Annotated in this window: 19 protein-coding genes and 1 tRNA gene; 14 read left to right on the top strand and 6 right to left on the bottom strand. The window is 62.3% G+C overall.

What is annotated here, in order from left to right:
* Positions 1 to 401: 401 nt before the first annotated feature.
* A complete protein-coding gene (locus BM413_RS31295) occupies positions 402 to 1,310 on the bottom strand; it encodes a class I SAM-dependent DNA methyltransferase (protein WP_091918753.1) in 909 nt (302 codons plus the stop codon).
* A gap of 104 nt (positions 1,311 to 1,414) precedes the next feature.
* On the opposite strand from BM413_RS31295, the gene BM413_RS31290 reads away from it, so the two are divergent.
* Both BM413_RS31290 and BM413_RS31285 read left to right on the top strand, forming a co-directional pair.
* Positions 1,415 to 2,425, top strand: coding sequence for a ligase-associated DNA damage response exonuclease (locus tag BM413_RS31290; RefSeq protein ID WP_091918752.1), 1,011 nt, complete (start codon positions 1,415 to 1,417; stop codon positions 2,423 to 2,425).
* Positions 2,426 to 2,428: 3 nt separating this feature from the next.
* Positions 2,429 to 4,030 (top strand): cisplatin damage response ATP-dependent DNA ligase, encoded by a 1,602-nt coding sequence (locus BM413_RS31285; RefSeq protein WP_091918751.1) that lies wholly within the window; start codon positions 2,429 to 2,431, stop codon positions 4,028 to 4,030.
* Between the two features lie 10 nt (positions 4,031 to 4,040).
* Here the strand turns inward: BM413_RS31285 and BM413_RS31280 are convergent, their stop codons facing one another.
* On the bottom strand, positions 4,041 to 5,114 hold the full coding sequence (locus BM413_RS31280) for a hypothetical protein (RefSeq protein WP_091918750.1): 1,074 nt from the start codon (positions 5,112 to 5,114) through the stop codon (positions 4,041 to 4,043).
* A 228-nt stretch (positions 5,115 to 5,342) separates the two neighbouring features.
* Between BM413_RS31280 and BM413_RS31275 the strand changes: the two genes are divergently transcribed.
* Together BM413_RS31275 and BM413_RS31270 are read left to right on the top strand one after the other, a co-directional pair.
* Complete coding sequence (locus tag BM413_RS31275; RefSeq protein WP_091918749.1) at positions 5,343 to 6,296, top strand: NAD(P)H-dependent flavin oxidoreductase; 954 nt, start codon at positions 5,343 to 5,345, stop codon at positions 6,294 to 6,296.
* Between the two features lie 192 nt (positions 6,297 to 6,488).
* A tRNA-Thr gene (locus BM413_RS31270) sits at positions 6,489 to 6,564 on the top strand.
* A 58-nt stretch (positions 6,565 to 6,622) separates the two neighbouring features.
* Here the strand turns inward: BM413_RS31270 and BM413_RS31265 are convergent.
* Both BM413_RS31265 and BM413_RS31260 read right to left on the bottom strand, forming a co-directional pair.
* Entirely contained in the window at positions 6,623 to 8,212 is a 1,590-nt protein-coding gene (locus BM413_RS31265; RefSeq protein WP_091918755.1) for a trimethylamine methyltransferase family protein, read from the bottom strand.
* Positions 8,213 to 8,450: 238 nt separating this feature from the next.
* Positions 8,451 to 9,944, bottom strand: coding sequence for a MocR-like pyridoxine biosynthesis transcription factor PdxR (locus tag BM413_RS31260; RefSeq protein WP_091918748.1), 1,494 nt, complete (start codon positions 9,942 to 9,944; stop codon positions 8,451 to 8,453).
* 306 nt (positions 9,945 to 10,250) lie between these two features.
* On the opposite strand from BM413_RS31260, the gene pgi reads away from it, so the two are divergent.
* From pgi to BM413_RS31245, 3 genes are all read left to right on the top strand, one after another.
* Positions 10,251 to 11,894: a glucose-6-phosphate isomerase gene (gene pgi, locus BM413_RS31255; RefSeq protein ID WP_244538129.1), complete on the top strand. Its 1,644-nt coding sequence runs from the start codon at positions 10,251 to 10,253 to the stop codon at positions 11,892 to 11,894.
* Positions 11,895 to 11,899: 5 nt separating this feature from the next.
* On the top strand, positions 11,900 to 12,607 hold the full coding sequence (locus BM413_RS31250; RefSeq protein ID WP_091918746.1) for an HAD family hydrolase: 708 nt from the start codon (positions 11,900 to 11,902) through the stop codon (positions 12,605 to 12,607).
* Positions 12,608 to 12,709: 102 nt separating this feature from the next.
* Positions 12,710 to 13,147: a YqfO family protein gene (locus tag BM413_RS31245; RefSeq protein ID WP_091918745.1), complete on the top strand. Its 438-nt coding sequence runs from the start codon at positions 12,710 to 12,712 to the stop codon at positions 13,145 to 13,147.
* A gap of 143 nt (positions 13,148 to 13,290) precedes the next feature.
* Here BM413_RS31245 and BM413_RS31240 read toward each other — a convergent pair whose 3' ends face one another.
* Positions 13,291 to 15,219 (bottom strand): long-chain fatty acid--CoA ligase, encoded by a 1,929-nt coding sequence (locus BM413_RS31240; RefSeq protein WP_091918754.1) that lies wholly within the window; start codon positions 15,217 to 15,219, stop codon positions 13,291 to 13,293.
* On the opposite strand from BM413_RS31240, the gene BM413_RS33335 reads away from it, so the two are divergent.
* From BM413_RS33335 to BM413_RS31215, 7 genes are all read left to right on the top strand, one after another.
* The gene (locus BM413_RS33335) at positions 15,101 to 15,466 is read left to right on the top strand and encodes a hypothetical protein (protein WP_175544520.1); all 366 of its coding nucleotides are present in this window, start codon (positions 15,101 to 15,103) and stop codon (positions 15,464 to 15,466) included. The genes BM413_RS31240 and BM413_RS33335 overlap by 119 nt on opposite strands.
* The gene (locus BM413_RS32910; protein ID WP_139238709.1) at positions 15,467 to 16,093 is read left to right on the top strand and encodes a hypothetical protein; all 627 of its coding nucleotides are present in this window, start codon (positions 15,467 to 15,469) and stop codon (positions 16,091 to 16,093) included. It begins immediately after the preceding gene.
* A gap of 190 nt (positions 16,094 to 16,283) precedes the next feature.
* The gene (locus BM413_RS31235; RefSeq protein ID WP_091918744.1) at positions 16,284 to 17,879 is read left to right on the top strand and encodes an ABC transporter substrate-binding protein; all 1,596 of its coding nucleotides are present in this window, start codon (positions 16,284 to 16,286) and stop codon (positions 17,877 to 17,879) included.
* Positions 17,880 to 17,943: 64 nt separating this feature from the next.
* Complete coding sequence (locus BM413_RS31230) at positions 17,944 to 18,951, top strand: ABC transporter permease subunit (protein WP_091918743.1); 1,008 nt, start codon at positions 17,944 to 17,946, stop codon at positions 18,949 to 18,951.
* 7 nt (positions 18,952 to 18,958) lie between these two features.
* Entirely contained in the window at positions 18,959 to 19,864 is a 906-nt protein-coding gene (locus tag BM413_RS31225; protein WP_091918742.1) for an ABC transporter permease subunit, read from the top strand.
* Position 19,865: 1 nt separating this feature from the next.
* The gene (locus tag BM413_RS31220; RefSeq protein WP_091918741.1) at positions 19,866 to 20,711 is read left to right on the top strand and encodes an ABC transporter ATP-binding protein; all 846 of its coding nucleotides are present in this window, start codon (positions 19,866 to 19,868) and stop codon (positions 20,709 to 20,711) included.
* Complete coding sequence (locus BM413_RS31215) at positions 20,708 to 21,538, top strand: dipeptide ABC transporter ATP-binding protein (RefSeq protein WP_091918740.1); 831 nt, start codon at positions 20,708 to 20,710, stop codon at positions 21,536 to 21,538. Before BM413_RS31220 ends, BM413_RS31215 begins: the two co-directional genes overlap by 4 nt.
* Positions 21,539 to 21,631: 93 nt before the next feature.
* Here BM413_RS31215 and BM413_RS31210 read toward each other — a convergent pair whose 3' ends face one another.
* Complete coding sequence (locus BM413_RS31210; protein ID WP_091918739.1) at positions 21,632 to 23,434, bottom strand: IlvD/Edd family dehydratase; 1,803 nt, start codon at positions 23,432 to 23,434, stop codon at positions 21,632 to 21,634.
* Between the last annotated feature and the right edge of the window lie 582 nt (positions 23,435 to 24,016).

The raw sequence follows: 24,016 nt of genomic DNA, 5'->3' as shown, positions 1-24,016 counted from the left end.
GACGCCGAGACGGGCGGTCGAGAGATCGCAGAAAATACAAAAGATGAGCGAGATTTCGGCCGCCCGTCTTTCCCGGCTCTTTGACAATGGCCAGATGCGAAAGCAGGCGTGGCGATGAATAGGCGCGTCCTTCGAGGCTCGCTACGCTCACACCTCAGGATGAGGGAGGGTGTGCCGGCAGAAGTTCTTTTCATGAAGGGTAGGAACTCAGGATCAGGGAGAATAGCGCCAACCTCCCTCATCCTGAGGTGCGATCCTGAGCTTGTCGAAGGGGAGCCTCGAAGGACGCACCGGAATGCACCGGGGACAGTTTCCCCGGAAAGGCGCGGGATTGCGATCTCGCGCAAGGGGCAAAAAGTAAACTGTCCCAAGCGCTTCCTCAGGGAAGGGAAACGCCGGCGCTATCCCTTGCGGGCAATCACGATCAGCCCGTCCACCGGCTCGCGGCGGTCCTGCCGGATCACTGCGGTCTCGATGGAAAGCGGCGCAAAGCCGTGAGCGCCGAGCATCTCGCGCACATAGCCGTCCGAATGCGCGTAACGCCGCGATGGCTGAAGGACAAAATCCCCCTCGCCGCGCAAAAGCTCGACCGAGAAGGCGAACAGCCCGTCCTGCTCAAGCATGGCCGCTGCCACCTTCATGACGCCGTCGAGCGCGCCGACATACATGAACACATCCGCCGCTGTGACGAGATCGGCCGGCGCGCCGTCATAGGCAAGCGTCTGCAGATCGGCCTTGACCAGTTCGTCATAGACGGCCTTTTCGCGCGCCTTGCGGAGCATTTCCGCCGAGATGTCGTAGCCTGCGAGATGATCGCAGAACGGGCGCAGGCGCTCGCCCATCAGGCCGGTGCCGCAGCCGAGATCGATCACACGGACAAAGCGCCCGGCATGCGCGGCGCGGATCGCCTCGGCCAGCAGGTCCGGCACGCGGTATTCAAGCTTGTTGACCAGCGCGTCATCGAATTTCGGCGCATATTGATCGAACAAAGCCTCGACGAAGGCGCTGGGCGGTGCATCCGCCGCCTCGGCAGCGCCGATCAGTTCGAGCTTCAGCGCAGCCCCCGGACGATCCAGCGGCTCCAGCTTCAGCACCATGCGCCAGGCTTCCGCGGCTTGCGCAAGATTGCCGGCGGCCTCGTGCATTTCGCCGAGCCGGAACCAGCCCATAGCCCACCCCGGCGCAAGTTCGACCGCACCGAGCATCAGTTCGGCAGCAGCGGCATGGTCGCCCGAGCCGAACAGGAATTCGGCGTAATCGGCGCGGCGGTCCGCCAGCAGGTCACCGGAAGAGGTTTGCAAGGGTTTCAAGTGGCGCATTCCTGCGGCGGAAGCGCCGGTGGAGCGCTATATCGCTTGTCAGGAGCAAAATTCAACAGGCTTTTCTGCGCCGTGCAAAACCCTATCTTGAGCGGATGCGCGCACGCGACCTGCTCCACACCCGCCCGGAAGGGCTCTATTGCCCTCCCGGCGATTTCTGTATCGATCCGGTCCGGCCGGTCGCCCGCGCCCTGATCACCCATGGCCATTCGGATCACGCCCGCTCGGGCCACAGCTCGGTGCTGGCGACGCCCGAGACGCTGGACATCATGGCGCTGCGCTACGGCGCGGATTTCGCCGGAACGACGCAAGCGGCCAAGCTTGGCGAGACGATTGACGTCAACGGCGTTGCAGTGACATTCCACCCGGCCGGTCATGTGCTCGGTTCCGCGCAAATCTGCGTCGAAAAAGACGGCATGCGCATCGTCGCTTCGGGCGACTACAAGCGCCGGCCGGATTCGACCTGCGCGCCCTTCGTGCCGATCCGCTGCGACGTGTTCATCACCGAGGCCACCTTCGGGCTGCCGGTGTTCAAGCATCCGCCGGATAGCGGTGAAATCGCGCGGGTGCTGAAATCGGCGGAACAGTTTCCCGAGCGCGCGCATATGATCGGCGCCTATGCGCTCGGCAAGGCGCAGCGCGTGATAAAGCTGCTGCGCGAGGCCGGCTATGAACGGACGATTTTCATCCACGGCGCGCTGGCGAAGCTCTGCGACTATTATGAGAGCCAGAGCATTGCGCTTGGCGATCTCCAGCCGGCAACGGTGGACAGCGGCGCAAAAACCGATTTCGCCGGCGCCATAGTCGTCGGCCCGCCCTCGGCCTTCGCCGACCGCTGGGCGCGGCGCTTTCCCGACCCGGTTTCATGCTTCGCCTCCGGCTGGATGCGCATCCGCCAGCGCGCCAAGCAGCGCGGCGTCGAACTGCCGCTGATCATCTCGGATCATTCGGACTGGGACGAACTGACCGAGACGATAACCGAGACCGGCGCCGGCGAAGTCTGGGTAACGCATGGCCGCGAGGAGGCGCTGGTGCGCTGGTGCGAACTCAACGGCATTACTGCGAGCCCGCTGCATCTGGTCGGTTATGAAGACGAGGGGGACTGAGCGATGAACCGCTTCGCCGAACTCCTCGACCGGCTGGTGCTGACGCCATCGCGCAACGGCAAGCTGACGCTGATGACCGACTATTTCCGCACGGTCGAAGACCCCGATCGCGGGCTGGCGCTGGCGGCCCTTACCGGCGACCTGTCGATCGCAGCGGTAAAGCCGGCCATGCTGCGCATGCTGGTCACCGAGCGCATGGACCCGGTGCTGTTCGGCTACTCATACGATTATGTCGGCGACCTCGCCGAAACCGTCTCGCTGGTGTGGCCGGAGCCGGACGCGCATCTCACCGCCAACAGCCAGCCCACACTTGCCGATGTGGTCGGCGCGCTGCAATCGGCGAGCCGGTCTGACGGGCCAAAAGTATTGGTGCGGCTGCTCGACCGGGCCGACATCTCGGCGCGCTACGCCATCATCAAGCTGGTGACCGGCGGCCTGCGCATCGGCGTTTCGGCGCGCCTTGCCAAGCAGGCGCTGGCCAATCTCGGATCGGTCGACGTGACGGAAATCGAGGAGTTGTGGCACGGGCTGACGCCGCCCTACACCGAATTGTTCGCATGGCTGGAAGGCAGGACGGAGCGTCCGCAAAAGACCGCCAAGGCGCTGTTCCGGCCGGTCATGCTCTCCAATCCGGTCGGTGACAACGACCTCGAAAAGCTCGACCCCGCCGACTATGCCGCGGAGTGGAAATGGGACGGCATCCGCGTGCAGGCCGTCTGCGAGGGCGGAGTGCGGCGGCTCTATTCGCGCACCGGCGATGATATTTCGCCGGCCTTTCCCGATCTCGTCGAGGCCATGGTCTTCGACGGCGCGCTGGACGGTGAGCTGCTGGTCGGCGATCCATCGCGCCAAACCGGCACATTCTCGGACCTGCAGCAGCGGCTGAACCGCAAAACGGTGACGCCCAAGATGCAGCAGAGCCACCCGGTCTTCGTGCGCTGTTACGACCTTTTGCAGGACGGCACGGAGGATCTGCGCGCCCTGCCCTTCATCGAGCGCCGCGCCCGGCTGGAGGCCTTCGTCGCCAAGCTCGATCCGACGCGCTTCGACCTGTCGCCGCTGGCGCCGTTTGCTGATTGGGCAGCGCTTGAAGACATGCGTCGCAACCCACCGCACCCGGTGATCGAGGGCGTCATGCTGAAGCGCAAGGACTCGCCCTATCTCGCCGGCCGACCGAAAGGCCCGTGGTTCAAATGGAAGCGCGACCCTTTCACCGTCGACGCGGTGCTGATGTATGCGCAACGCGGCCACGGCAAGCGCTCCAGCTTCTATTCCGACTATACGTTCGGGGTCTGGTCCGGCCCGGAAGGCGGCGAGGAACTGGTGCCGGTCGGCAAGGCCTATTTCGGCTTCACCGACGAGGAACTGCGCCAGATCGACAAATATGTCCGCGACAACACGATCGAACGTTTCGGGCCGGTGCGCTCGGTGCGCGCAGACCGCAAACAGGGGCTGGTGCTGGAAGTCGCCTTCGAGGGCCTCAATCGCTCGACGCGGCACAAATCCGGCGTCGCCATGCGCTTCCCGCGCATTTCACGGCTGCGCTGGGACAAGCCGACGGCAGAGGCCGATCGGATCGAGACGCTGCAGGCACTGCTTGACTAGGCAGATGAATTTACTGCGAAATCGAAACCTTGATTGCGTAGATGTCCACCGCCTTGCCCTCGCCGGCAACATCGGAATTGATGGCGATGGTGCCGCCCGCGCCGGGTTTCTTCTTGGCGAAATCGATCTCGAAAAGATAATCGCCCTCCTCCTGGCCAAGCGCGTAACGCTTGCGGCCGCAATCGCCGAGTTCGCCGAAGTTGCAGTCCACCGACATCTGGGTTTCCTTGCCATCCTCGCCGCGGGCGACGATGTCGAAGGTGGCCGATTTGCCGCCGACCTGCTCGAGCACGCCCTGGCCGATATCGAACAGCACGGTCGCGCCCGACTGGCCGGACCGTACGCGCAGGAAGCTGCCCGACGCATCCTGCATGACTTCGGCCTTCGAATCTCCGGGCGTCGTCACCTTCGTGGCGTCCTCGGGCGAGAAGACACTGATCCAGTTGCGGTTCGCGTCTGCCTGTCCCGGCCTTATCGGAGCGCCTTCATTTTCCGGAATGAAGTCCTCGCTCTGGGTCGTCGCAGGCGGGTTGGGAACGGAGGTGTCGCGCTCGGCCGGCGATTTCAGCAGACCGGTCTGGTAGGCCCACCACCCGCCGATGCCGATCGCGGCAAGCACGGTTGCGGTGACGAATATGCGGGTGAACGGTATGTGAAACCTGCGGGCACGAGCCTCGTTGCGGTCGGGCTCGACAGATATTGCCCTGTCGCCGGCAAGCGGCCCGGCGCTTGTGGTTTCTCCCCGGCCGGGCATGTCGACGCGCGGTACCGCCGCGCCTGCCGGACCTTCGACGGCGATTTCAGGCGACGAAGCCGTCGAAGCCCCACCGCGTTCGGGTCGAACATCGTCGAGCCCCGGCTCGATCGCAGGCACGGCAGGCTGAAATTCCGATTCGATCTCGGTGATCTTGGCCTGCATGGCCTTGCGGCGGTTGATCGCCGCCTCCACCGTCAGGCTGGGGTTTGCCTTGAGCGCACGGTCAAGGGCGGCAAATGCCGAGCGATAGACCTTCTCGCGGAAAGCCCGATCATCGGCATCTCCTTTTTCGAAGGCGTTTCGGATCGCCTTTTCGATCGCATCCAAACCGTTTTCCCCACGATGAAAGTAAGTGCTACCAGATGGTTAGACGTAGCCGCGTAATCAAGCAACGGCCAGCGGGGGCAATTAGCCTCCTCAATTCGGCCGCAACGACGATTTTCCCCGCAAAGTTTGTATCAATTCTGTCAGAATTGCTGATTGCCCGCTGGAATCGATCTGCTAAAACAGATTACGTTTACGCAAACGTCAATATTTTAGCGAGAGGCTTGAGCAGTGGCGCTACCTGATATCTTGAAGAAAAACCTGCGCATACCGGTCGTCGGATCGCCGCTTTTCATCATTTCGCACCCGCCGCTGGTGCTGGCGCAGTGCAAGGCCGGTGTGGTCGGCTCATTCCCGGCGCTGAATGCGCGGCCCGAATCACAGCTGGACGACTGGCTGGCCGAAATCACCGAGGACCTCGCAAGCTACGATGCAGCCAATCCCGACCGGCCGTCGGCTCCCTTTGCGGTCAACCAGATCGTCCACAAGTCCAACACCCGCCTGCAGCACGATCTCGAGCTTTGCGTGAAGTACAAGGTGCCGATCGTCATCTCTTCGCTCGGCGCGGTGGAAGAGGTCAATCAGGCGGTCCACTCCTATGGCGGCATCGTGTTGCACGACATCATCCATGATCGTCACGCCCGCAAGGCGATCGAAAAGGGTGCGGACGGGCTGATCGCGGTGGCAACGGGTGCCGGCGGCCATGCCGGCACGCTGTCGCCTTTCGCCCTGATCCAGGAAATCCGGCAATGGTTCAACGGGCCACTTCTGCTGGCAGGCGCAATCGCCAATGGTGGGGCGGTGCTTGCCGCGCAGGCGATGGGCGCCGATCTCGCTTACATCGGCTCGCCCTTCATCGCGACGACGGAAGCGCGCGCGACCGACTCTTACAAGCAGATGATCGTCGAATCGAAAGCTGCCGACATCGTCTATTCGAACCTCTTTACCGGCATCCATGGCAACTACCTCAAAGGTTCCGTGCGCGCCGCTGGCATGGACCCGGACAATCTCGCCGTCTCCGACCCCTCGACCATGAATTTCGGCGGCGACAAGTCCAAGGCGTGGAAGGATATCTGGGGCTGCGGCCAGGGGATCGGCGCGGTGGGTGAAGTGGCTCCGGTATCCGCCCTCGTCGACCGCCTCGCCCAGGAATATGCGGCGGCGAAATTGCGTCTGGCTGCGTAGGCGCTCGGTGGCCCAGCGTATATGAAGTTCACAGACCGTATTCGCCGACAAGGCGAGGCGTGTCGGGCGCCGGTTTGATCGGCGCACCACGCCGTGCAACGGCATTTGCAAATTACGCGATAGCGGCTTGAATTTGCCGCGCAATGCAGATATCACGCGCCCACTGTTTCGCGCGTCAGCGCGAAAAGGGTTGCCGCTTTAGCTCAGTTGGTAGAGCACATCATTCGTAATGATGGGGTCAGGTGTTCGAGTCACCTAAGCGGCACCATTCCTCCGTCTCACCGAAAACTTCTTGTTTGCACGCCGATCACCTGCCGTGATTTGGCCTATCCGCCCATGCCGCTGCGCGGCAGGAGGATATTTTCAAAACGTGCGCGCAGGCGGTCATCGATATTCTTGGAGACGTGCCGCGGGAATCGCTCGGCCAGTATCTTTTTCTTTTCAGCGATCGCGCGCTGCAAAATGTCGGGCCTGCCCTTCTCGTTCCATTCCTTGGGGCTGAAGCGATCGCCGACGGCAGGATAGAAATATTCGGTCTGCATCAGCCTCAAGGTCTGCTCGTTGCCGAGATAGTGCCCCGGCCCGTTCATGCAGACCTCCGTGATCGTGTCGATCGACAGCGCTTCGTCGGTGACCTCGATGCCGCGCACACAACGCTGGCAATGGCCGAGCATGTCGTTGTCGATGATCAGGCTTTCCAGGCAGAAACCCAGCAGCGAGGCATGCATGCCGGCGGACTCATAGACCAGATTGAGGCCCGACAGCCCGGCCATGACATTGGTGATGCCTTTTTCATAGCCGGACTGGATATCGGGCAGCTTGGAATCGGCCATGCCGGCGGCCGAGCCGCCCGGCAGATCGTAGAACTGCGCCATCTGCGCGCAGGCCGCCGTCAGCAGTGCCTGCTCGGCCGAACCGCCCGACATCGCACCGGTACGCAGATCCGAGACGAAAGGCCAGGTGCCGAAAATCGCGGGATGGCCGGGCTTCAGCGCGTTGACATAGACGAGACCGGCCAGCACTTCCGCCACGGCCTGAACCACGGCGCCGGCGATTGCCGCAGGGGCCGTAGCGCCAGCCTGACCGGCCGAGAGCAGCAGGATCGGAATGCCGCCCTCCACGCAAGCCTCAAGCACGCCGCAGGCGTCTTCGGCGAATTTCATCGGCGGCACGACGAAGCAATTCGAGTTGGAGACGAAGGGCCGGGCGCGGAAATTCTCTTCGCCGCCGGCAATCGCGTAGAGCATCTCCAATGCTGGCGCGACGTTCTCGCGCACGGTGAAGCTCGTTCCGACATGCTTGGACGTGCCCATGACGCAGGCGTAAAGCGTGTTGAAGTCCATATCAGCGGGATCTGGGATGTCGCGCGGCACCATCGGGCGCTGGAAGAAATGGATGTTGTCGAGCCCGTCAACGATGCGGGCTGCATCATAAATGTCCTGCAGCAGCGACTCGCGGTATTCGCGCTTCTCGACATCGACCAGATGCACGGCGGCACCTGCCGTGCCGTAATGGACGCGCGTGCCCTGGATCAGCATGTCATGCCTGGGATCCTGGCCGTGCAGCGTAAAGTTGCGCGCGGCGGTCCTGACGGTCGACATGACCAGTTCGCGGGGAAAGCGGATGCGGCCGTCGCCGTCGTAGCTTGCGCCGACGCGGGTCAGCGCTTCGATGCAGCTTGGAATTGCGTTGGCGAAACCGACCGTTTCCAGAAGGGTCAGGACCGCCTCATGGATTCTTTCGAGATCGTTCTGGCCCAACGGCTTGTACCTGCCGCCTTCCAATCCGGGTCGAATGGGACGGACATCATCCGCCAAGGGGGCTGCGCGCATGGCGCGGCGGGCTTCCCGGCCGCCGGAGCGGCGGGAACGTTGGTCTGCTACCGTAAGGTCATGCTGTTCCAGGGCGGTCGACATCGAAACCTCCACCGTATTTGGAAGCATCCCCGCGCCGAATGTGCCTTCGGTCACGCTGCTTCGTTCCCCTTGATTGCAAGACTATGCAGCGGCCAAACGGCGTGCGTATGGGCCACGGATTTCCGCCAGATGGGCCAGAGGCGCAGGCTTTGAATAAGCCGGAATCGGCAAATCTCCGCGCGCCCATCTGGACGCGCGGAGATGCTGTTTTAATAGGCAATATTGGCCGGTCGCCCGATCACGCCGCTGCTGGCCGTCGCCCCGCAGCTGTCGCAAGCTCGCGGATGCCCGGCTCGATGTGCTGGAGCGCGATCGAGGAAATGCCGAGCCGCATGAAGCGGGAAGGCTTGTCGGCCTGGTCGAAGAAACGGTCGCCCGGCTCGATGATGACGCTGCGGGCAGCAGCGGCCTCGGAAAGTCCGCGCGAATCCGTGCCGCGCGGCCCTTCCAGCCACAGCGAGGTGCCGCCGGCAGAATCCGTCGAACGCCATTCGGGCAGGAAGGCCGAGATCGCCTGGACCAGACGCTTGCGCCTTTCGTCAAAGGCCGACGAAAGACGGCGCACCAGCGCCTCGTGATGGCCAAGCGACAGGAACAGCGCCACGGCCCGCTGGTTGTTTGCCGGCGGGTGGCGCAGCATGAAGCGGCGCAGTGCGCGCAATTCGGCAATCAGATCAGCAGAGGCGACAATGTAGCCGAGCCGCAGGCCGGGCGCCAAAGTCTTCGACATGGAGCCGACATAGATAACGCGGCCCGAGCGATCGATGCTCTTCAACGCCTGCTGCGGCGCTTCATCGAGCAACTGGCTGTCATAGCCGTCCTCGATGATGATCTGGTTGTGACGGCTGGCGCGCGCCAGAAGATCCTGCCGGCGCTCGGCGCTGAGCGGCACCATGGTCGGGCAGTGATGGCTCGGGGTGACAAAGACAAAGCCGGCATCGTTCGGGATAGACGAGGTGACGATGCCCGACTGGTCCACCGGCGTCGGATGGATGTTCGCACCGGCGAGCCTGAAGATCGAGCGCGCATCCGGATAGCCCGGATCTTCCATGGCGACCTTGCTGCCCTTGGTCATGAGAAGCGTCGCCAGCATATAGAGCGCGTGCTGCGCGCCCAGCGTGACGATGATCTCGTCCGGATTGGCGAAGATGCCGCGGCGGGGCAGCAAGCGCGCCTGGATCTGCTCGATCAGCAGTGGATCGTCGCGATCGACCATGTCGGCCGCCCAGTTGCGGATTTCCAGCACGGCGAGCGCCATGCGATTGCATTCGCGCCATTCGGCGGTCGGAAACAGCGCCGGATCGAACTGTCCATAGACAAAGGGGTAGGACGACTTGATCCAGTTTTCCTGCTTGGCCGGGCGCGGCATGTCGCTGGCTGCGATCTGCCGGCGCGACTTCCAGTCGATCTCGTTGGCCTGATCGATGGACTTCTGCTGCGGCTTGGCCGGTGTAGCCAGCACTTCCGGATTGACGAAGTGGCCACGCCGCTCGCGCGCCACGAGAAAGCCCTGGTCGACCAGTTGCTGGAAGGCCAGCACGACGGTGCCGCGCGCGACGCCAAGCTTTTCGGCCAGGATGCGGCAGGACGGCAACGGCATGGAAGCCGCGATCTGGCGGTCAAGAATGGCGGCGACGATAGCCTGGCGAATCTGGGCCTGAAGGGTCTGGCCCGACTCCGCCGAAATACGGAACAGCCCCGACCATATGGCCGAATCGTTTCTCTGTGGCATGAGCGTTTCCTCGAACAGGCGCTATATTTTTCTCTTTTTGGACCAGTGGAGCGTATCTGTGGTCCAACCGGTTGCGCCAATGAATTTTTCTAATCGTTATGATTTATGTCAATGATCTATCCCGTGACGGCCCGACTTCGCGCCAGCGTGGGCCACAAAAGTCAAATCGATTGAAATTTTCATCCACACGAGCGTCAAACTCTCTCCATGATCACAGTGGTCTGATAAGGTCCAAGGAGGCTCGCCAAGACTCAGATGACGGCGTGCCCCCGGAACATTTGAAGTAACGAATTTTGGAGAATGGCCGTGACCGACGCCCCCCTTCACTCCGCGCTGACGGCGCTTCGCGACGATCAGGCCGACACGCCGAAGAATATACGCGAGGCCTTCAAGGCCGACCCCCAGCGTTTCACCAAGTTCTCGCTGACCGACGGCGATCTCCTGTTCGACTGGTCCAAATGTGCCGTCACCGCTGACACCATGACGTTGCTGGACAAGCTGGCGCACGCAGCCCGGTTGCCGGAGCGCCGCGACGGCATGTTCTCGGGCAAGAAGATCAATGTCACCGAAGGGCGCGCCGTGCTGCACACCGCACTGCGCGACGGCCCGGGCGACACCGTGCTGCTGGACGGCAAGGATGTGATGGGCGACGTGCGGGCCGTGCTGGATGCAATGGCTGCCTTTGCCGACGCTGTTCGCTCCGGTGCGGCACCGGGTGCGACGGGCAAGAAGATCACCGACATCGTCAATATCGGCATCGGCGGTTCCGACCTCGGCCCGGCGATGGCGACGCTGGCGCTGGCGCCTTACCATGATGGGCCGCGCGCGCATTACGTCTCCAATGTCGACGGCGCGCATATACATGACACGCTGAAAGGTCTCAGCGCTGAGACGACGCTGTTCATCATCGCTTCCAAGACCTTCACCACCATCGAGACGATGACCAATGCCGAAACCGCCCGCAAATGGGTGGAAAAGGCGCTCGGCAAGGAGGCCGTGTCGAAGCACTTTGCCGCCGTCTCCACCGCGCTCGACAAGGTAGCGGCCTTCGGCATCGCGCCGGAGCGGGTGTTCGGCTTCTGGGATTGGGTCGGCGGACGTTATTCGCTGTGGTCGGCGATCGGCCTGCCGATCATGATCGCGGTTGGGCCGAAGAATTTCCGCGAGTTCCTCGCCGGCGCGCATGAGATGGACCAGCATTTCAAGAACACACCGCTGTTGCAGAACATCCCCGTGGTGATGGGGCTGATCGGCTATTTCCACCGCGTCGTCTGCGGCTATCCGGCGCGCGCCGTCATCCCCTACGACCAGCGACTGTCGCGGCTGCCGGCCTATCTGCAGCAGCTCGACATGGAATCGAACGGCAAGCAGGTCACCGTCAACGGATTGCGCGTGACGACGCCGACTGGGCCGCTGGTGTGGGGCGAGCCGGGCACCAATGGCCAGCACGCCTTCTTCCAGCTTCTGCATCAGGGCACGGACATCATCCCGGTGGAATTCCTCGCGGCAGCCGAAGGCCATGAGCCGGAGCTTCGCCACCATCACGACCTGCTGCTTGCCAACTGCCTGGCGCAATCCGAAGCCCTGATGAAGGGCCGCACGCTGGAGGAAGCGCGGCGGCAGATGCTGACCAAGGGAATGCCGGTGGAGGAGGTCGACCGCGTTGCGCCGCACCGCGTGTTCCCGGGCAACCGGCCGTCGGTCACGCTGCTCTACCGCAAGCTCGACCCGCACATGCTGGGACGGCTGATCGCACTTTACGAACATCGCGTTTTCGTGGAAGGGGTGCTCTATGGCATCAATTCCTTCGACCAGTGGGGCGTCGAACTCGGCAAGGAACTGGCGACCGGTCTTCTGCCTGTCGTGGAAGGAACGGAAGATGCCGCGCGCAACGACGCCTCGACCGCTGGTCTGGTGCGTCATATCCACCAGCTAAGGGCAGCGGGGTAGACATCTTGAACGGCATCAAAGGCATCCTGTTCGACAAGGACGGGACACTGGTCGACTTCCAGGCGACATGGTTCGCCATCGGCGATCGCATGGCGCTTAAAGCGGCAGGCGGCGACCGCGCCAAGGCGGACGCTCTGATGGCCGAGGCCGGCTACGATTTCGAGCGGAAGTGTTTTAGGGCCGACTCGGTCTTTGCTGCCGGCACCAATGCCGACATCGTGGCGCTATGGTATCCCGAAATCGGCGCCGAGGAACGCCAGGTGATGACGACCGGTTTCGATACCCTCACCGCGGAAGAGGGTGCTGCAGCCTCCGTACCGCTGCCCGGCAGCAAGGACGCGATCTCCAGCCTGCACGGCTCCGGCTTCCGGCTCGGCGTGGCAACCAATGACTCCACCGGCGGCGCAGAAAAGACCTTGCTGGCGCTCGGCGTGGCGCAAATGTTCGACGCCGCTTACGGTTACGACGCCGTCGCCAACCCCAAGCCCGCGCCCGACGCGATCCATGCCTTCGCCGACCTCACCGGCCTGAAGCCTTCGGAAATCGCTATGGTCGGTGACAACCGCCACGACCTCGAAATGGCCAAGGCCGGCGGCGCCGGACTAGCCATCGGCGTGCTCAGCGGCACTGGAACGCGCGAGACGCTGGCGCCGCTGGCGGATGTGATTCTGGATTCGATCGCCGATCTGCCGGGGTATCTGGCCTCGGCCTGACCGTCAGAACCAATGACGTGACCGCGCCTGCTGACATCACGATGGCAGCAGGCCGCGATTAATAGTGTTCGCACATTTTATAAATCGAAGGATGGCGCGACGATGCGGAGCTTCGAGACAAAGTCTGTTCGCATGGAGCCGTTGCTTCTCGTGACGGTCCAGATGCCTGTCGAGGATGTAGACCGCGTCATGGAGCATGTGGTGAAGGCTGCGCCGCTGGTCATGGGCAAGTATGACAGCAATGCCTACCAGTCTGGTGCCGGTATTGAACGCTATCGCCCGCTTGAAGGCGCGGCGGCGGGCGCGGAAAGCGAACTGCGCAAACGACCTGACATAGTCGAGGTGAGCTTCGAACTGGCCGACGACCAGGCTCTTCTGGAACAGGTCGTAGAGCTGATTTTCCAGGTTCACAGCTATCAGGAGCCTGTGATCCGGGTGGCGAATATACTGGGCAGCAGGTCAAAGGGCCTTGACGACAAGGACAACCCGAACCGCTGGTGGAACACGACCGGAGACTGGAAGAAGACGTCGGGCCAATAAACGGCGGCCTATGCCGCCGCTAATCGGCGCGTTTGAGACTACGCTGCCGTAACCACTGCTCCAGCCCTCCGCTTGGGCTCCAGGCGTTCGTCACTCGAAAAGCCAAATCGTTGGCTTTTCGTTGGCCTTCGGTCAAACGCTTCTCATCCCCTAAGCTCACGCCTGAGTATCTTGCCGACATTGGTCTTCGGCAGTTCCGTGCGGAATTCGATCAGCCTCGGGCGCTTGTAGCCGGTCAGGTTCTGCTTGCAGTAGGCCAGCAGTTCTTCGGCGGTCAGGTTTGGGTCCTTCTTGACCACGAACAGCTTCGGCACTTCGCCCGAATGCTCATCCGGCACGCCGATTGCCGCCACCTCCAGCACGCCCGGATGCTGGGCGACCACTTCCTCCAGCTCGTTGGGATAGACGTTGAAGCCGGAGACCAGGATCATGTCCTTCTTGCGGTCGACTATCTTGGTGTAGCCGTTCTCGTCCATGAAGCCCATGTCACCGGACTTGAAGTAGCCGTCGGGCGTCATCACCTTGGCTGTCTCGTCCGGCCGGTTCCAGTAGCCGGCCATGACCTGCGGACCCTTTATGCAGATCTCGCCGACCTCTCCGAGGGGCATGTCGCGGCCTTCCTCGTCGCGGATGGCGAGTACGGTCGAGGGGATCGGCAGGCCGATCGTGCCGGTGAAGACGTCGGCGTCGAAACGGTTGGCCGTCGCGACAGGCGCCGTTTCCGAAAGGCCATAGCCTTCCGAGATCAGGCAACCGGTGAGTTTCTGCCAGCGATCTGCAACACCGCGCTGCACTGCCATACCACCGCCGAAGGTCAGCAGCAGCGGCTTGAAGTCCAGCTTGCGGAAGTCCTCATTGTTGAGCAGCGCATTGAACAGCGTGTTGAGGCCGGGGAAAACATTGACCTGATACTTGGCCAGTTCCTTGACGAAGCCCGGAATGTCACGCGGATTGGGGATCAGCACGTTCTGAGCACCCTGCTGCATGCCCATCAGCGCGTTCACCGTCAGCGCATAGATATGATAGAGCGGCAGCGCGCAGACGAAAGTGAGGGTTGCCGGCCGCGGCTTCTTCACGAAAGCCGTTTCCATCCACAGCAGGTTCTGCGCGACATTGGCCAGCACGTTGCGGTGGAGCAGGATCGCGCCTTTTGAAACGCCTGTGGTGCCGCCGGTATATTGCAGGAAGGCGACATCGTCAGCTTCCGACTTCACCGGCTTGAAGGTGCGCGCGGCCCCTTCCTTCTGCACCACCGGGAATTTGGTGTGACCCGGCAGCGACCAGGCCGGCACCATTTTCTTGACGCGGCGCACGACCAGATTGACGATCAACCCCTTCACGCCAAGCATGTCGCCCATCGTCGCGACGACGACATGCTTGACCGGGGTCTTGGCAATCACCGCCTGCAAGGTGGTGGCAAAGTTCTCAAGGATGATGATTGCTTCCGCGCCCGAATCCTTGAGCTGGTGCTCAAGCTCGCGCGGCGTGTAGAGCGGATTGACGTTAACGACCGTATAGCCGGCGCGCAGGATACCCATCATGGCGACGGGATATTGCAGTACGTTGGGCATCATGATCGCCACGCGCGCGCCCTTGGCCAGGCCCTTCGACTGTAGCCATGCACCGAAGGCGGCAGACTGGCGTTCCAGCTCACCATAGGTGATTGTCTTGCCCATGCAGGTGAAGGCGGGCCGCGTCGCGAATTTCTTGGACGAGTTCACCAGGAAATCGCCGATGGAATCGAATTCCAGCGGAGCGATTTCGGCCGGCACGACAGACGAATAGCTTTTTAGCCACGGCTTTCCTGCTGCCGTAGCGGGTTTCTTCGCGGCCGGCTTGTCGTCAGCCTTGGCTGCTTTCGGCGCAGCTGCGGCTTTTGCCGGGGTTGCATGGCCGGCAGCGCCGTTCGTCAGCGGCACCTTGGCAGCTGCGGGTTTGGGCGGAGTTTCGGCCTTGGCTGCCGGCTTTGCGACCTTGGGCGCGGCGGTGGCTTTCGGCTTCGCGGCAGCGGGTTTCTTTGGCGCAGTCTTCGCCGCACCGGCCTTGGCAGCCACAGCCTTCGGCAACTCGATAAGTGCAGCTTTCGTAGCCGGCTCGACGGCAGGAGATGAAGCAACCGACGCCTTGCTGGATGCAGCTTTCGTCGCCGGCTTGGCGCGCGATTTCGACGGCGCGGATTTTGCGGCTACTGGTTTTGCTGCGGGTTTGGCAGGGCTTGAGCTCTTCGAGCTTGTCTTTGCGGTGGCAGGCGCGGTCTTCACCGCCGGCTTGGCCGCAGCCGTCTTTGCGACGGGCTTGGCCGTTGCCTTGGCCACTTGAGTGGGTTTAGCAGCTTTCGCCGGCGCGGCCTTGGCCGCTGGTTTGACTGCGGCGGCTTTCACCGCCGGCTTCGTCTGCGATTTCGCCGCTGGTGTTGCCTTGCCGGTTGCTGCCGCTTTCGCAGAGGGTTTCGCCGCCGGCTTGGCGGCTGCGGGCTTAGAGGATTTCGCAGCACTCACAGCCTTCGGCGCCTTGGAGCCGGCCTTCGTGGAAGCCGCGGATGCCGTCGTGGCAGCCGCCTTCGGCGCCGCTGTCTTTTTCGCTGGGGCTTTCTTTGCCGGATCGTTTTTCACTGCCGCCGCAGCCGTTGCCTTGCCCGCCTTGCTGATCGTCGTCTTGGCCACTCGTTCCTCCCTGCCCTGTATTCTATTTCTTGGTCTCTCGGTCCTCACCGTGCATTCGCCCCGGCTTGCCCGCCTCGTCTGCCTCCTGCAGCATCTCGCGCAAAACCGCTGTGTCTCTATGTATTGTCACAAGGGCTGGCCATGCAAGTCTTGCCCCAGCGTAATGAAGGCAATGAAATTTACTGCGTGCTTCAGAACAATTTTTCAGAACAGCAGCGCTTCGACGTTGAAACCCAGATCAGTCGAGCGGCACGAAAATCAAGCTTTCGTCGTCATTGCATGACTGCGACGCTCTATTTCGTCGAGGCATTCCCGAATGAAATATTATGTCTATAATTTATCGGCTTTTTGAAACTTTGTTCCTCTTCCCAAACGGCATGTAGACAGGGAGTTCCAAAGCCCTGAAAACGATGCTTATATGCGCGCTCGAAGCCTGTTCAGAGGGGCTTGGTATCATGACAGGGAGTGTTTCAATGATAAGGAAGCTGACTTTTGCAGCTGCGCTTGCGGCTGCAACCGTCTTGGGCGGCGCGGCAGCAAATGCCAAAACGCTGGTTTATTGCTCGGAAGCGTCACCGGCCGGTTTTGACCCGTCGCCATGGAGCGGCGGCAACGATTTCGACGCGTCCTCGCGCACCATCTATTCGCGCCTGGTCGAGTTCGAGCACGGCAAGACGACCATCACGCCGGGTCTCGCCGAAAGCTGGACCGTCTCGGACGACGGTCTCGAATACACTTTCAAACTCAAGCCGGGCGTAAAGTTCCAGACGACCGACTACTTCACGCCGACCCGCGACCTCAACGCCGACGACGTGATCTTCTCCTTCGAGCGTCAGTGGAAAAAAGAGAACAAGTGGTTCGAGTATCTTCCCGGCACCGGCTGGGAATATTTCACCGGCATGGGCTTCCCGGACCTGCTCAAGGAAATCGTCAAGGTCGACGACCTGACGGTGAAGTTCGTCCTCAACAAGCCGGAAGTTGCCTTCCTGCCTGACCTTGGCATGGACTTCGCTTCGATCGTCTCCAAGGAATATGCCGACTCGCTCGAAAAAGCCGGCACCATGCAGCAGTTCACGCAGAAGCCGATCGGCACCGGCCCGTTCCAGTTCGTTGACTACCAGGTCGACGCCGTCATCCGCTATGCGGCATGGGACGGTTACTTCGGCGGCCGTCAGAAGATCGACGACCTGATCTTCGCGATCACGCCCGACCCGGCAGTGCGCGCTCAGAAGCTGAAGGCCGGCGAATGCAACATCATGTCCTATCCTGCTCCGGCCGACATTGCCGGCCTGCAGGCTGACGAGAACCTGCATGTTGCCGAACAGGAAGGCCTGAACATCGGCTACATGGCCTACAACACGACCGTGGCGCCTTTCGACAAGGTCGAGGTCCGCAAGGCCCTCAACATGGCCGTGAACAAGCAGGCCATCATCGATGCGGTCTATCAAGGCGCCGGCCAGGTGGCCGTCAACCCGATCCCGCCGACGATGTGGTCCTACAACACCTCGATCAAGGACGACGAGTACAATCCGGAAGAATCAAAGAAGATGCTTGAGGCCGCTGGCGTCAAGGATCTCTCGATGAAGATCTGGGCAATGCCCGTCAGCCGTCCGTACAACCCGAACGCCCAGCGCGTCGCGGAACTGATCCAGGCCGACTACGCCAAGGTGGGCGTGAAGGCTGAGATCGTCAGCTACGAATGGACCGAGTATCGCGAACGCGGCAAGCAGAAGGACCGCGACGGCGCCTTCCAGCTCGGCTGGACTGGCGACAACGGCGATCCGGACAACTTCCTGTTCCTGCTCGGCTGCGATGCCATCGGCCAGTCCAACTATGCGATCTGGTGCAACAAGGAGTTCCAGGACCTGCTTCTGAAGGGCAAGGCCACGACGGATCAGGCTGAACGCACCAAGATCTACGAAGAAGCGCAGGTCGTCTTCAAGCGCGAAGCCCCGTGGTTGACCATCGCTCACTCGAAGGTCTTCATGCCGATGTCCAAGAAGGTCTCTGGCTTCGTCATGGACCCGCTCGGCATCCATCGCTTCGACGGCGTCGACATCGCCGAATAACAAGGCAAGCGAATCGAGGGGACGGCGCCTTTAACGGGGCGTCGTCCCCTTCTCGCAAGAAAAAATGCTCCGATATATTCTCAACAAGCTCGCTCTGATCGTTCCGACGATCTTCGGCATCTCGCTGGCTGCGTTCGCCTTCGTGCGTTTGCTGCCCGGCGACCCCATTCTGGCCATGGCAGGCGAACGCGGCGTCAGCCCCGAGCGCTATCAGGAACTGCTCGAACGCTTCGGCTATAACCGTCCGATCTGGCTGCAATATTTCGACTATATCGGGAACGTGCTGCAAGGCGATTTCGGCATCTCCATCGCCACCAAGCGCCCCGTCATCGGCGAATTCCTGGCGCTGTTTCCGGCGACGCTGGAACTGGCGACGGTCGCCATGATCATTGCGGTTGTCGTCGGCATTCCGGCCGGCATTTTCGCCGCCGTCAAACGCGGTTCGTGGTTCGATCAGTTGACCATGGGTGCCGCACTGACCGGCTACTCCATGCCGATCTTCTGGTGGGGCCTTCTGCTCATCATCTTCTTTTCCGGTTATCTCGGCTGGACGCCCGTGTCGGGCCGCATCGGCCTGCAATATTTCTTCCCGCCGGTCACCGGCTTCATGCTGATCGACAGCCTGCTGTCGGGCAAGAGCGGCGCTTTCAGCTCCGCCGTCAGCCATCTGATCCTGCCGTCGATCGTGCTTGCAACCATCCCGCTTGCCGTCATCGCGCGCCAGACGCGCTCGGCGATGCTGGAGGTTCTCGGCGAAGACTATGTGCGCACCGCGCGGGCCAAGGGCCTGACGCCCCGCCGCGTCATCGGCATGCATGCCTTCCGTAACGCGCTGATCCCGGTCGTCACCACCATCGGCCTGCAGGTTGGCACGCTGATGGCGGGCGCTATCCTCACCGAAACCATTTTCTCCTGGCCGGGCATCGGTAAGTGGATGATCGATTCCATCGGTAAGCGCGATTATGTCGTGGTGCAGAGCGGCCTGCTTCTGATCGCGCTGATCGTGATGGCCGTCAATCTGATCGTCGATCTCCTCTACGCCGTCATCAACCCGCGAATCCGCGTGCAGTGAGGCCGAGATGAGCAACGAAACAGTCACATTGCCCGTCGAAGCCAAAGCCCGTCCGGGCGCCTTTGGTGAATTCTGGCACTATTTCTCCATGAACCACGGTGCGGTCCTCGGCCTCATCGTTTTCTCGCTGCTGGTACTGGTCGCGATCTTTGCGCCTTTGATCGCGCCGCATCTGCCCAACGAGCAGTATCGCGACGCGCTGCTGACGCCGCCCGCCTGGCATGAAGGCGGCAAGTCGATGTTCATCCTCGGCACCGACGCCGTCGGCCGCGACATCCTCTCGCGGCTGATCTACGGTGCGCGCTATTCGCTGTTCATCGGTCTCGTCGTCGTCGTCTTCTCACTGACCAGCGGCATCATACTCGGCGTACTCGCCGGCTATTTCCGCGGCTGGGTCGACACGCTGATCATGCGCGTCATGGACATCATTCTGGCCTTCCCCTCGCTGCTTCTGGCGCTGGTGCTGGTGGCAATCCTCGGGCCTGGCTTGTTCAACGCGATGCTGGCAATCGCGGTCGTCCTGCAACCGCACTTCGCCCGCCTGACGCGTGCTGCCGTGATGGCGGAAAAGAACCGCGAATACGTCATCTCGGCCAAGGTTGCGGGTGCTGGCCACCTGCGGCTGATGGCTGTGACGATCCTGCCGAACTGCCTCGCACCGCTGATCGTGCAGGCGACACTGTCCTTCTCCAACGCCATTCTCGAGGCTGCGGCACTGGGCTTCCTCGGCATGGGCGCGCAGCCACCGACGCCGGAATGGGGCACGATGCTGGCCGCCGCGCGCGAGTTCATCCTGCGCGCACCCTGGGTGGTGACCTATCCCGGCCTCGCCATCCTGATAACGGTGCTTGCCATCAACCTGATCGGCGACGGCCTGCGCGACGCCTTCGACCCCAAGCTGAAGAGGTCGTAAGATGCCGCTTCTCGAAATCAAAAACCTCTGCGTTTCCTTCGACACCAGCGTCGGCGCGTTCATGGCCGTCAAGGGCATCGACATGTCGATCGAGCCGCGCGAAGTGTTGGCGATCGTCGGTGAGTCCGGTTCAGGCAAGTCCGTGTCGATGCTTGCCGTGATGGGACTGCTGCCGAAGACGGCGACGGTGACCGCCGACCGCATGGCCTTCAACGGCGTCGACCTGCTTGGCCTCACCGGCGAGCAGCGCCGCAAGATCATCGGCCGCGACATCGCCATGATCTTCCAGGAACCGATGGCGAGCCTGAACCCGTGCTTCACCGTCGGTTTCCAGATCGAGGAGGTGCTGCGCGTGCATATGGGCATGGACCGTGTCCAGCGCCGCGCCCGCGCCATCGAGCTCATGCAACAGGTCGGCATTGCCGAACCCGCCGAGCGGCTCGGCTCCTATCCGCACCAGATGTCGGGTGGGCAGTGCCAGCGCGTGATGATCGCCATCGCCATCGCCTGCAATCCGAAGCTGCTGATTGCCGACGAGCCGACGACCGCGCTCGACGTGACGATCCAGAAGCAGATCCTCGATCTTCTGATGCGCCTCCAGGCCGAGCACGGCATGGGGCTGATCATGATCACCCACAATATGGGCGTGGTGGCCGAAACCGCCGACCGCGTCATCGTCCAGTACAAGGGACGCAAAATGGAAGAAGCCGACGTGCTGTCGCTGTTTGAATCGCCGAAGAGCAACTACACCAAGGCGCTTCTTTCGGCCCTGCCCGACAACGCCACCGGCGACCGTCTGCCGACGATCTCCGACTTCGCGCTCGACCCAGAGGGAGCGACGGCATGACCGAGATCGTTCTCCAGGCAAAGAACATCGTTCGCGACTATCATGTCGGCGGTGGTCTGCTTACGAAATCGCGCACCGTGCATGCGGTCAAAGGCGTGAGCTTCTCGGTCGAGAAAGGCAAAACGCTGGCCATCGTCGGCGAAAGCGGCTGCGGCAAGTCGACGCTCGCCCGCATCATCACGCTGATCGATCCGGCGACCTCCGGCGAGCTTCTGATCGACGGCAACAAGGTCGACATCGCCCATTCGGCGCTGACGCCGGAAATGCGCCGCAAGGTGCAGATCGTCTTCCAGAACCCCTACGGCTCGCTCAATCCGCGCCAGAAGATCGGCGACGTGCTCGGCGAACCACTGAAGATCAACACCGACATTCCGGCAGCCGAGCGACGCGACCGCGCCATGGCGATGCTGAAGAAGGTCGGGCTCGGCCCCGAGCACTACAACCGCTATCCGCATATGTTCTCCGGCGGCCAGCGCCAGCGCATCGCGATCGCCCGCGCGCTTATGCTGAACCCGAGCCTGCTGGTGCTCGACGAGCCGGTCTCGGCACTCGATCTTTCGGTGCAGGCGCAGGTGCTGAACCTGCTCGCCGATTTGCAGGACGAGTTCCAGCTTACTTACGTCTTCATCAGCCACGACCTGTCGGTGGTGCGCTATATCGCCGATGACGTTATGGTGATGTATTTCGGCGAAGCGGTCGAATACGGGTCACGTGACGAGGTCTTTTCCGATCCGAAGCACAGCTACACCAAGACGCTGTTCGCCGCGACGCCCCGCGCCGATGTGGAGAGCATCAAGGCGAGACTGGCGAAGAAGAAGGCGGCTTGAGGTCTCGGTTACCAACGCTGGTTTAGACCCCTCTCCGTCTCGGCTTCGCCGAGACGGGAGCTAGCGCAGCGCTCGCAGGCCTGCCTTCTATCGTCAATGATTGTCCCGCGGCACGCCCTTCGTCTGCGCCACGCGCTGGTATTTCACCGCCGGCTTCAGCACCATGCCCTGCGCGAGCTGGTCGACCATGCCGCGCTGGATTTCCTGCCACGGCGTCTGATGCTCGGGATAATGATAGCCGCCATTGTTCTGCAGTTCGGCGCGGCGGCGCACGATCTCATCGTCGGTGACGAGGATGTCGGCGGTGCCCTTCCGCAAATCGATGCGCACACGATCACCTGTCTTCAGCAGCGCCAGCCCACCGCCGACCGCCGCTTCCGGCGAGGCGTTGAGGATGGACGGCGTGCCGGACGTGCCGGACTGACGGCCGTCTCCGATACAGGGCAGCGAGTGGATGCCCTTCTTGATGAGGTAGGCCGGCGGCTGCATGTTCACCACCTCCGCACCTCCGGGATAGCCGACAGGACCTGCCCCGCGCATGAACAGCAGCGTGTGCTCGTCGATGCCGAGCGCGGGATCATCGATGCGGGCGTGGTAATCCTCGGGTCCGTCGAACACCATCGCCTTACCCTCGAACGCTTCGGGGTCCTTTGGGTTGGAGAGATATCGGTCGCGGAATTCCGGCGAGATCACGCTGGTCTTCATGATGGCGCTGTCGAAGAGATTGCCCTTGAGATTGATGAAACCAGCACTTTCCTTGAGCGGGTTCGAGACGGGGTGGATGACCTCCGGGTTGAGGTTCTCGACATTGGCGCAATTGTCGCCCATCGAACGGCCATTGACCGTAAGTGCTGCGGGATGCGGCAGCAGCTCGGCCTTGAGCAGTTCGGCGACCACCGCCGGCACACCGCCGGCATGATGATAATCCTCGCCGAGATATTCGCCGGCCGGCTGGAGGTTGACCAGCAGCGGAATCTTGTGGCCGACAGCCTGCCAGTCGTCATTGTCGAGCTTGACGCCGAGATGGCGCGCAATGGCGTTGAGGTGGATCGGCGCATTGGTCGAACCGCCGATCGCGGAATTGATGACGATGGCGTTTTCGAAGGCCTCGCGCGTCATGATGTCGGACGGCTTGAGATCCTCATGGACCATGCCGACGATGCGCTTGCCGGTCTCGTAGGAAATCTGCCCGCGCTCGCGATAGGGCGCGGGAATGGCGGCCGAACCCGGCAGCTGCATGCCGAGCGCCTCGGCCAGCGAATTCATCGTGGTCGCCGTGCCCATCGTGTTGCAATAGCCGACCGACGGTGCGGACGAGGCCACAATGTCCATGAACTCATCATAGTCGATCTCGCCTGCCGAAAGCCGCTGGCGCGATTCCCAGACGATGGTGCCGGAGCCGGTGCGCTTGCCCTTGTGCCAGCCGTTCAGCATCGGTCCGACAGAGAGCGCGATCGCTGGAATGTTGACCGTCGCTGCCGCCATCAGCATGGCCGGCGTGGTCTTGTCGCAACCGATGGTCAGCACCACGCCATCGAGCGGATAGCCGTAGAGCACCTCGACCAGCGAGAGATAGGCAAGATTGCGGTCGAGCGCGGCGGTCGGGCGCTTGCCCGTCTCCTGGATCGGATGGCAGGGAAATTCAAAGGCGACGCCCCCGGCCGCGACGATACCTTCGCGCACCCGCTTGGCAAGCTCGATGTGATGGCGATTACAAGGCGACAGGTCCGACCCGGTCTGGGCGATGCCGATCAACGGCTTGCCCGATTGCAGCTCCTCGCGCGTCAAGCCGTAATTCAGGTAACGCTCGAGATAGAGTGCCGTCATGCCCGGATTGTCAGGATTGTCGAACCACTCCTGCGAGCGGAATTTTTTTGTTGTTTTTGCGCCGGCCATGTGGTGCTCCCGAATTCGGTGCTGAATGGTTATGACAAGGTGTGAACGGTCGCAAGGGGCACTTTGGGCCTTGAGCGAAAACTGCCGGCAGCGCCGGTAGGGGCGTCCTTGGAGGATCAGCGTCTCCCTCCCGCTTGAGGGGGAGAATACGCCGGCGCGCTTCATCGCCAACCTCCCTCATCCTGAGGTGCGAGCGAAGCGAGCCTCGAAGGACGCACCTGTTCATCGCCACGCCTGCTTTCGCATCTGGCCATTGTCAAAGATCGGGAAGCGGGGCGCATGGCCGTGCCTTCCTAATGTTTAGTACGTGGCGCGACTTCCGCGCCCCGCTCGGTGTCTGTCCCGAAGTTGGCCGGTCACAACGCCCGCTCCATGTACATTCCATGGACAAGACGCCGCGGGTTCTCCGCATCCTGCGCGATCTACCCTTGATCCTTCCGCCACAGATTTTCACCTGAAGCCTCCAGTCAGGGCATGCGGCCGCAGGACGCCGGCCTGTGTCGGGCCCTCGGGTCCCTGGCTACCACACCAGGGCGGGAGGTCACCGCCACTCCCCCTTGATCCCGGTTCCAGACCCGGTCC

This window comes from Mesorhizobium sp. YR577, from assembly GCF_900116595.1.
In the GTDB taxonomy this organism is placed as follows: Bacteria; Pseudomonadota; Alphaproteobacteria; order Rhizobiales; family Rhizobiaceae; genus Mesorhizobium_M.
This window is presented reverse-complemented; position numbering and strand designations above follow the sequence as displayed.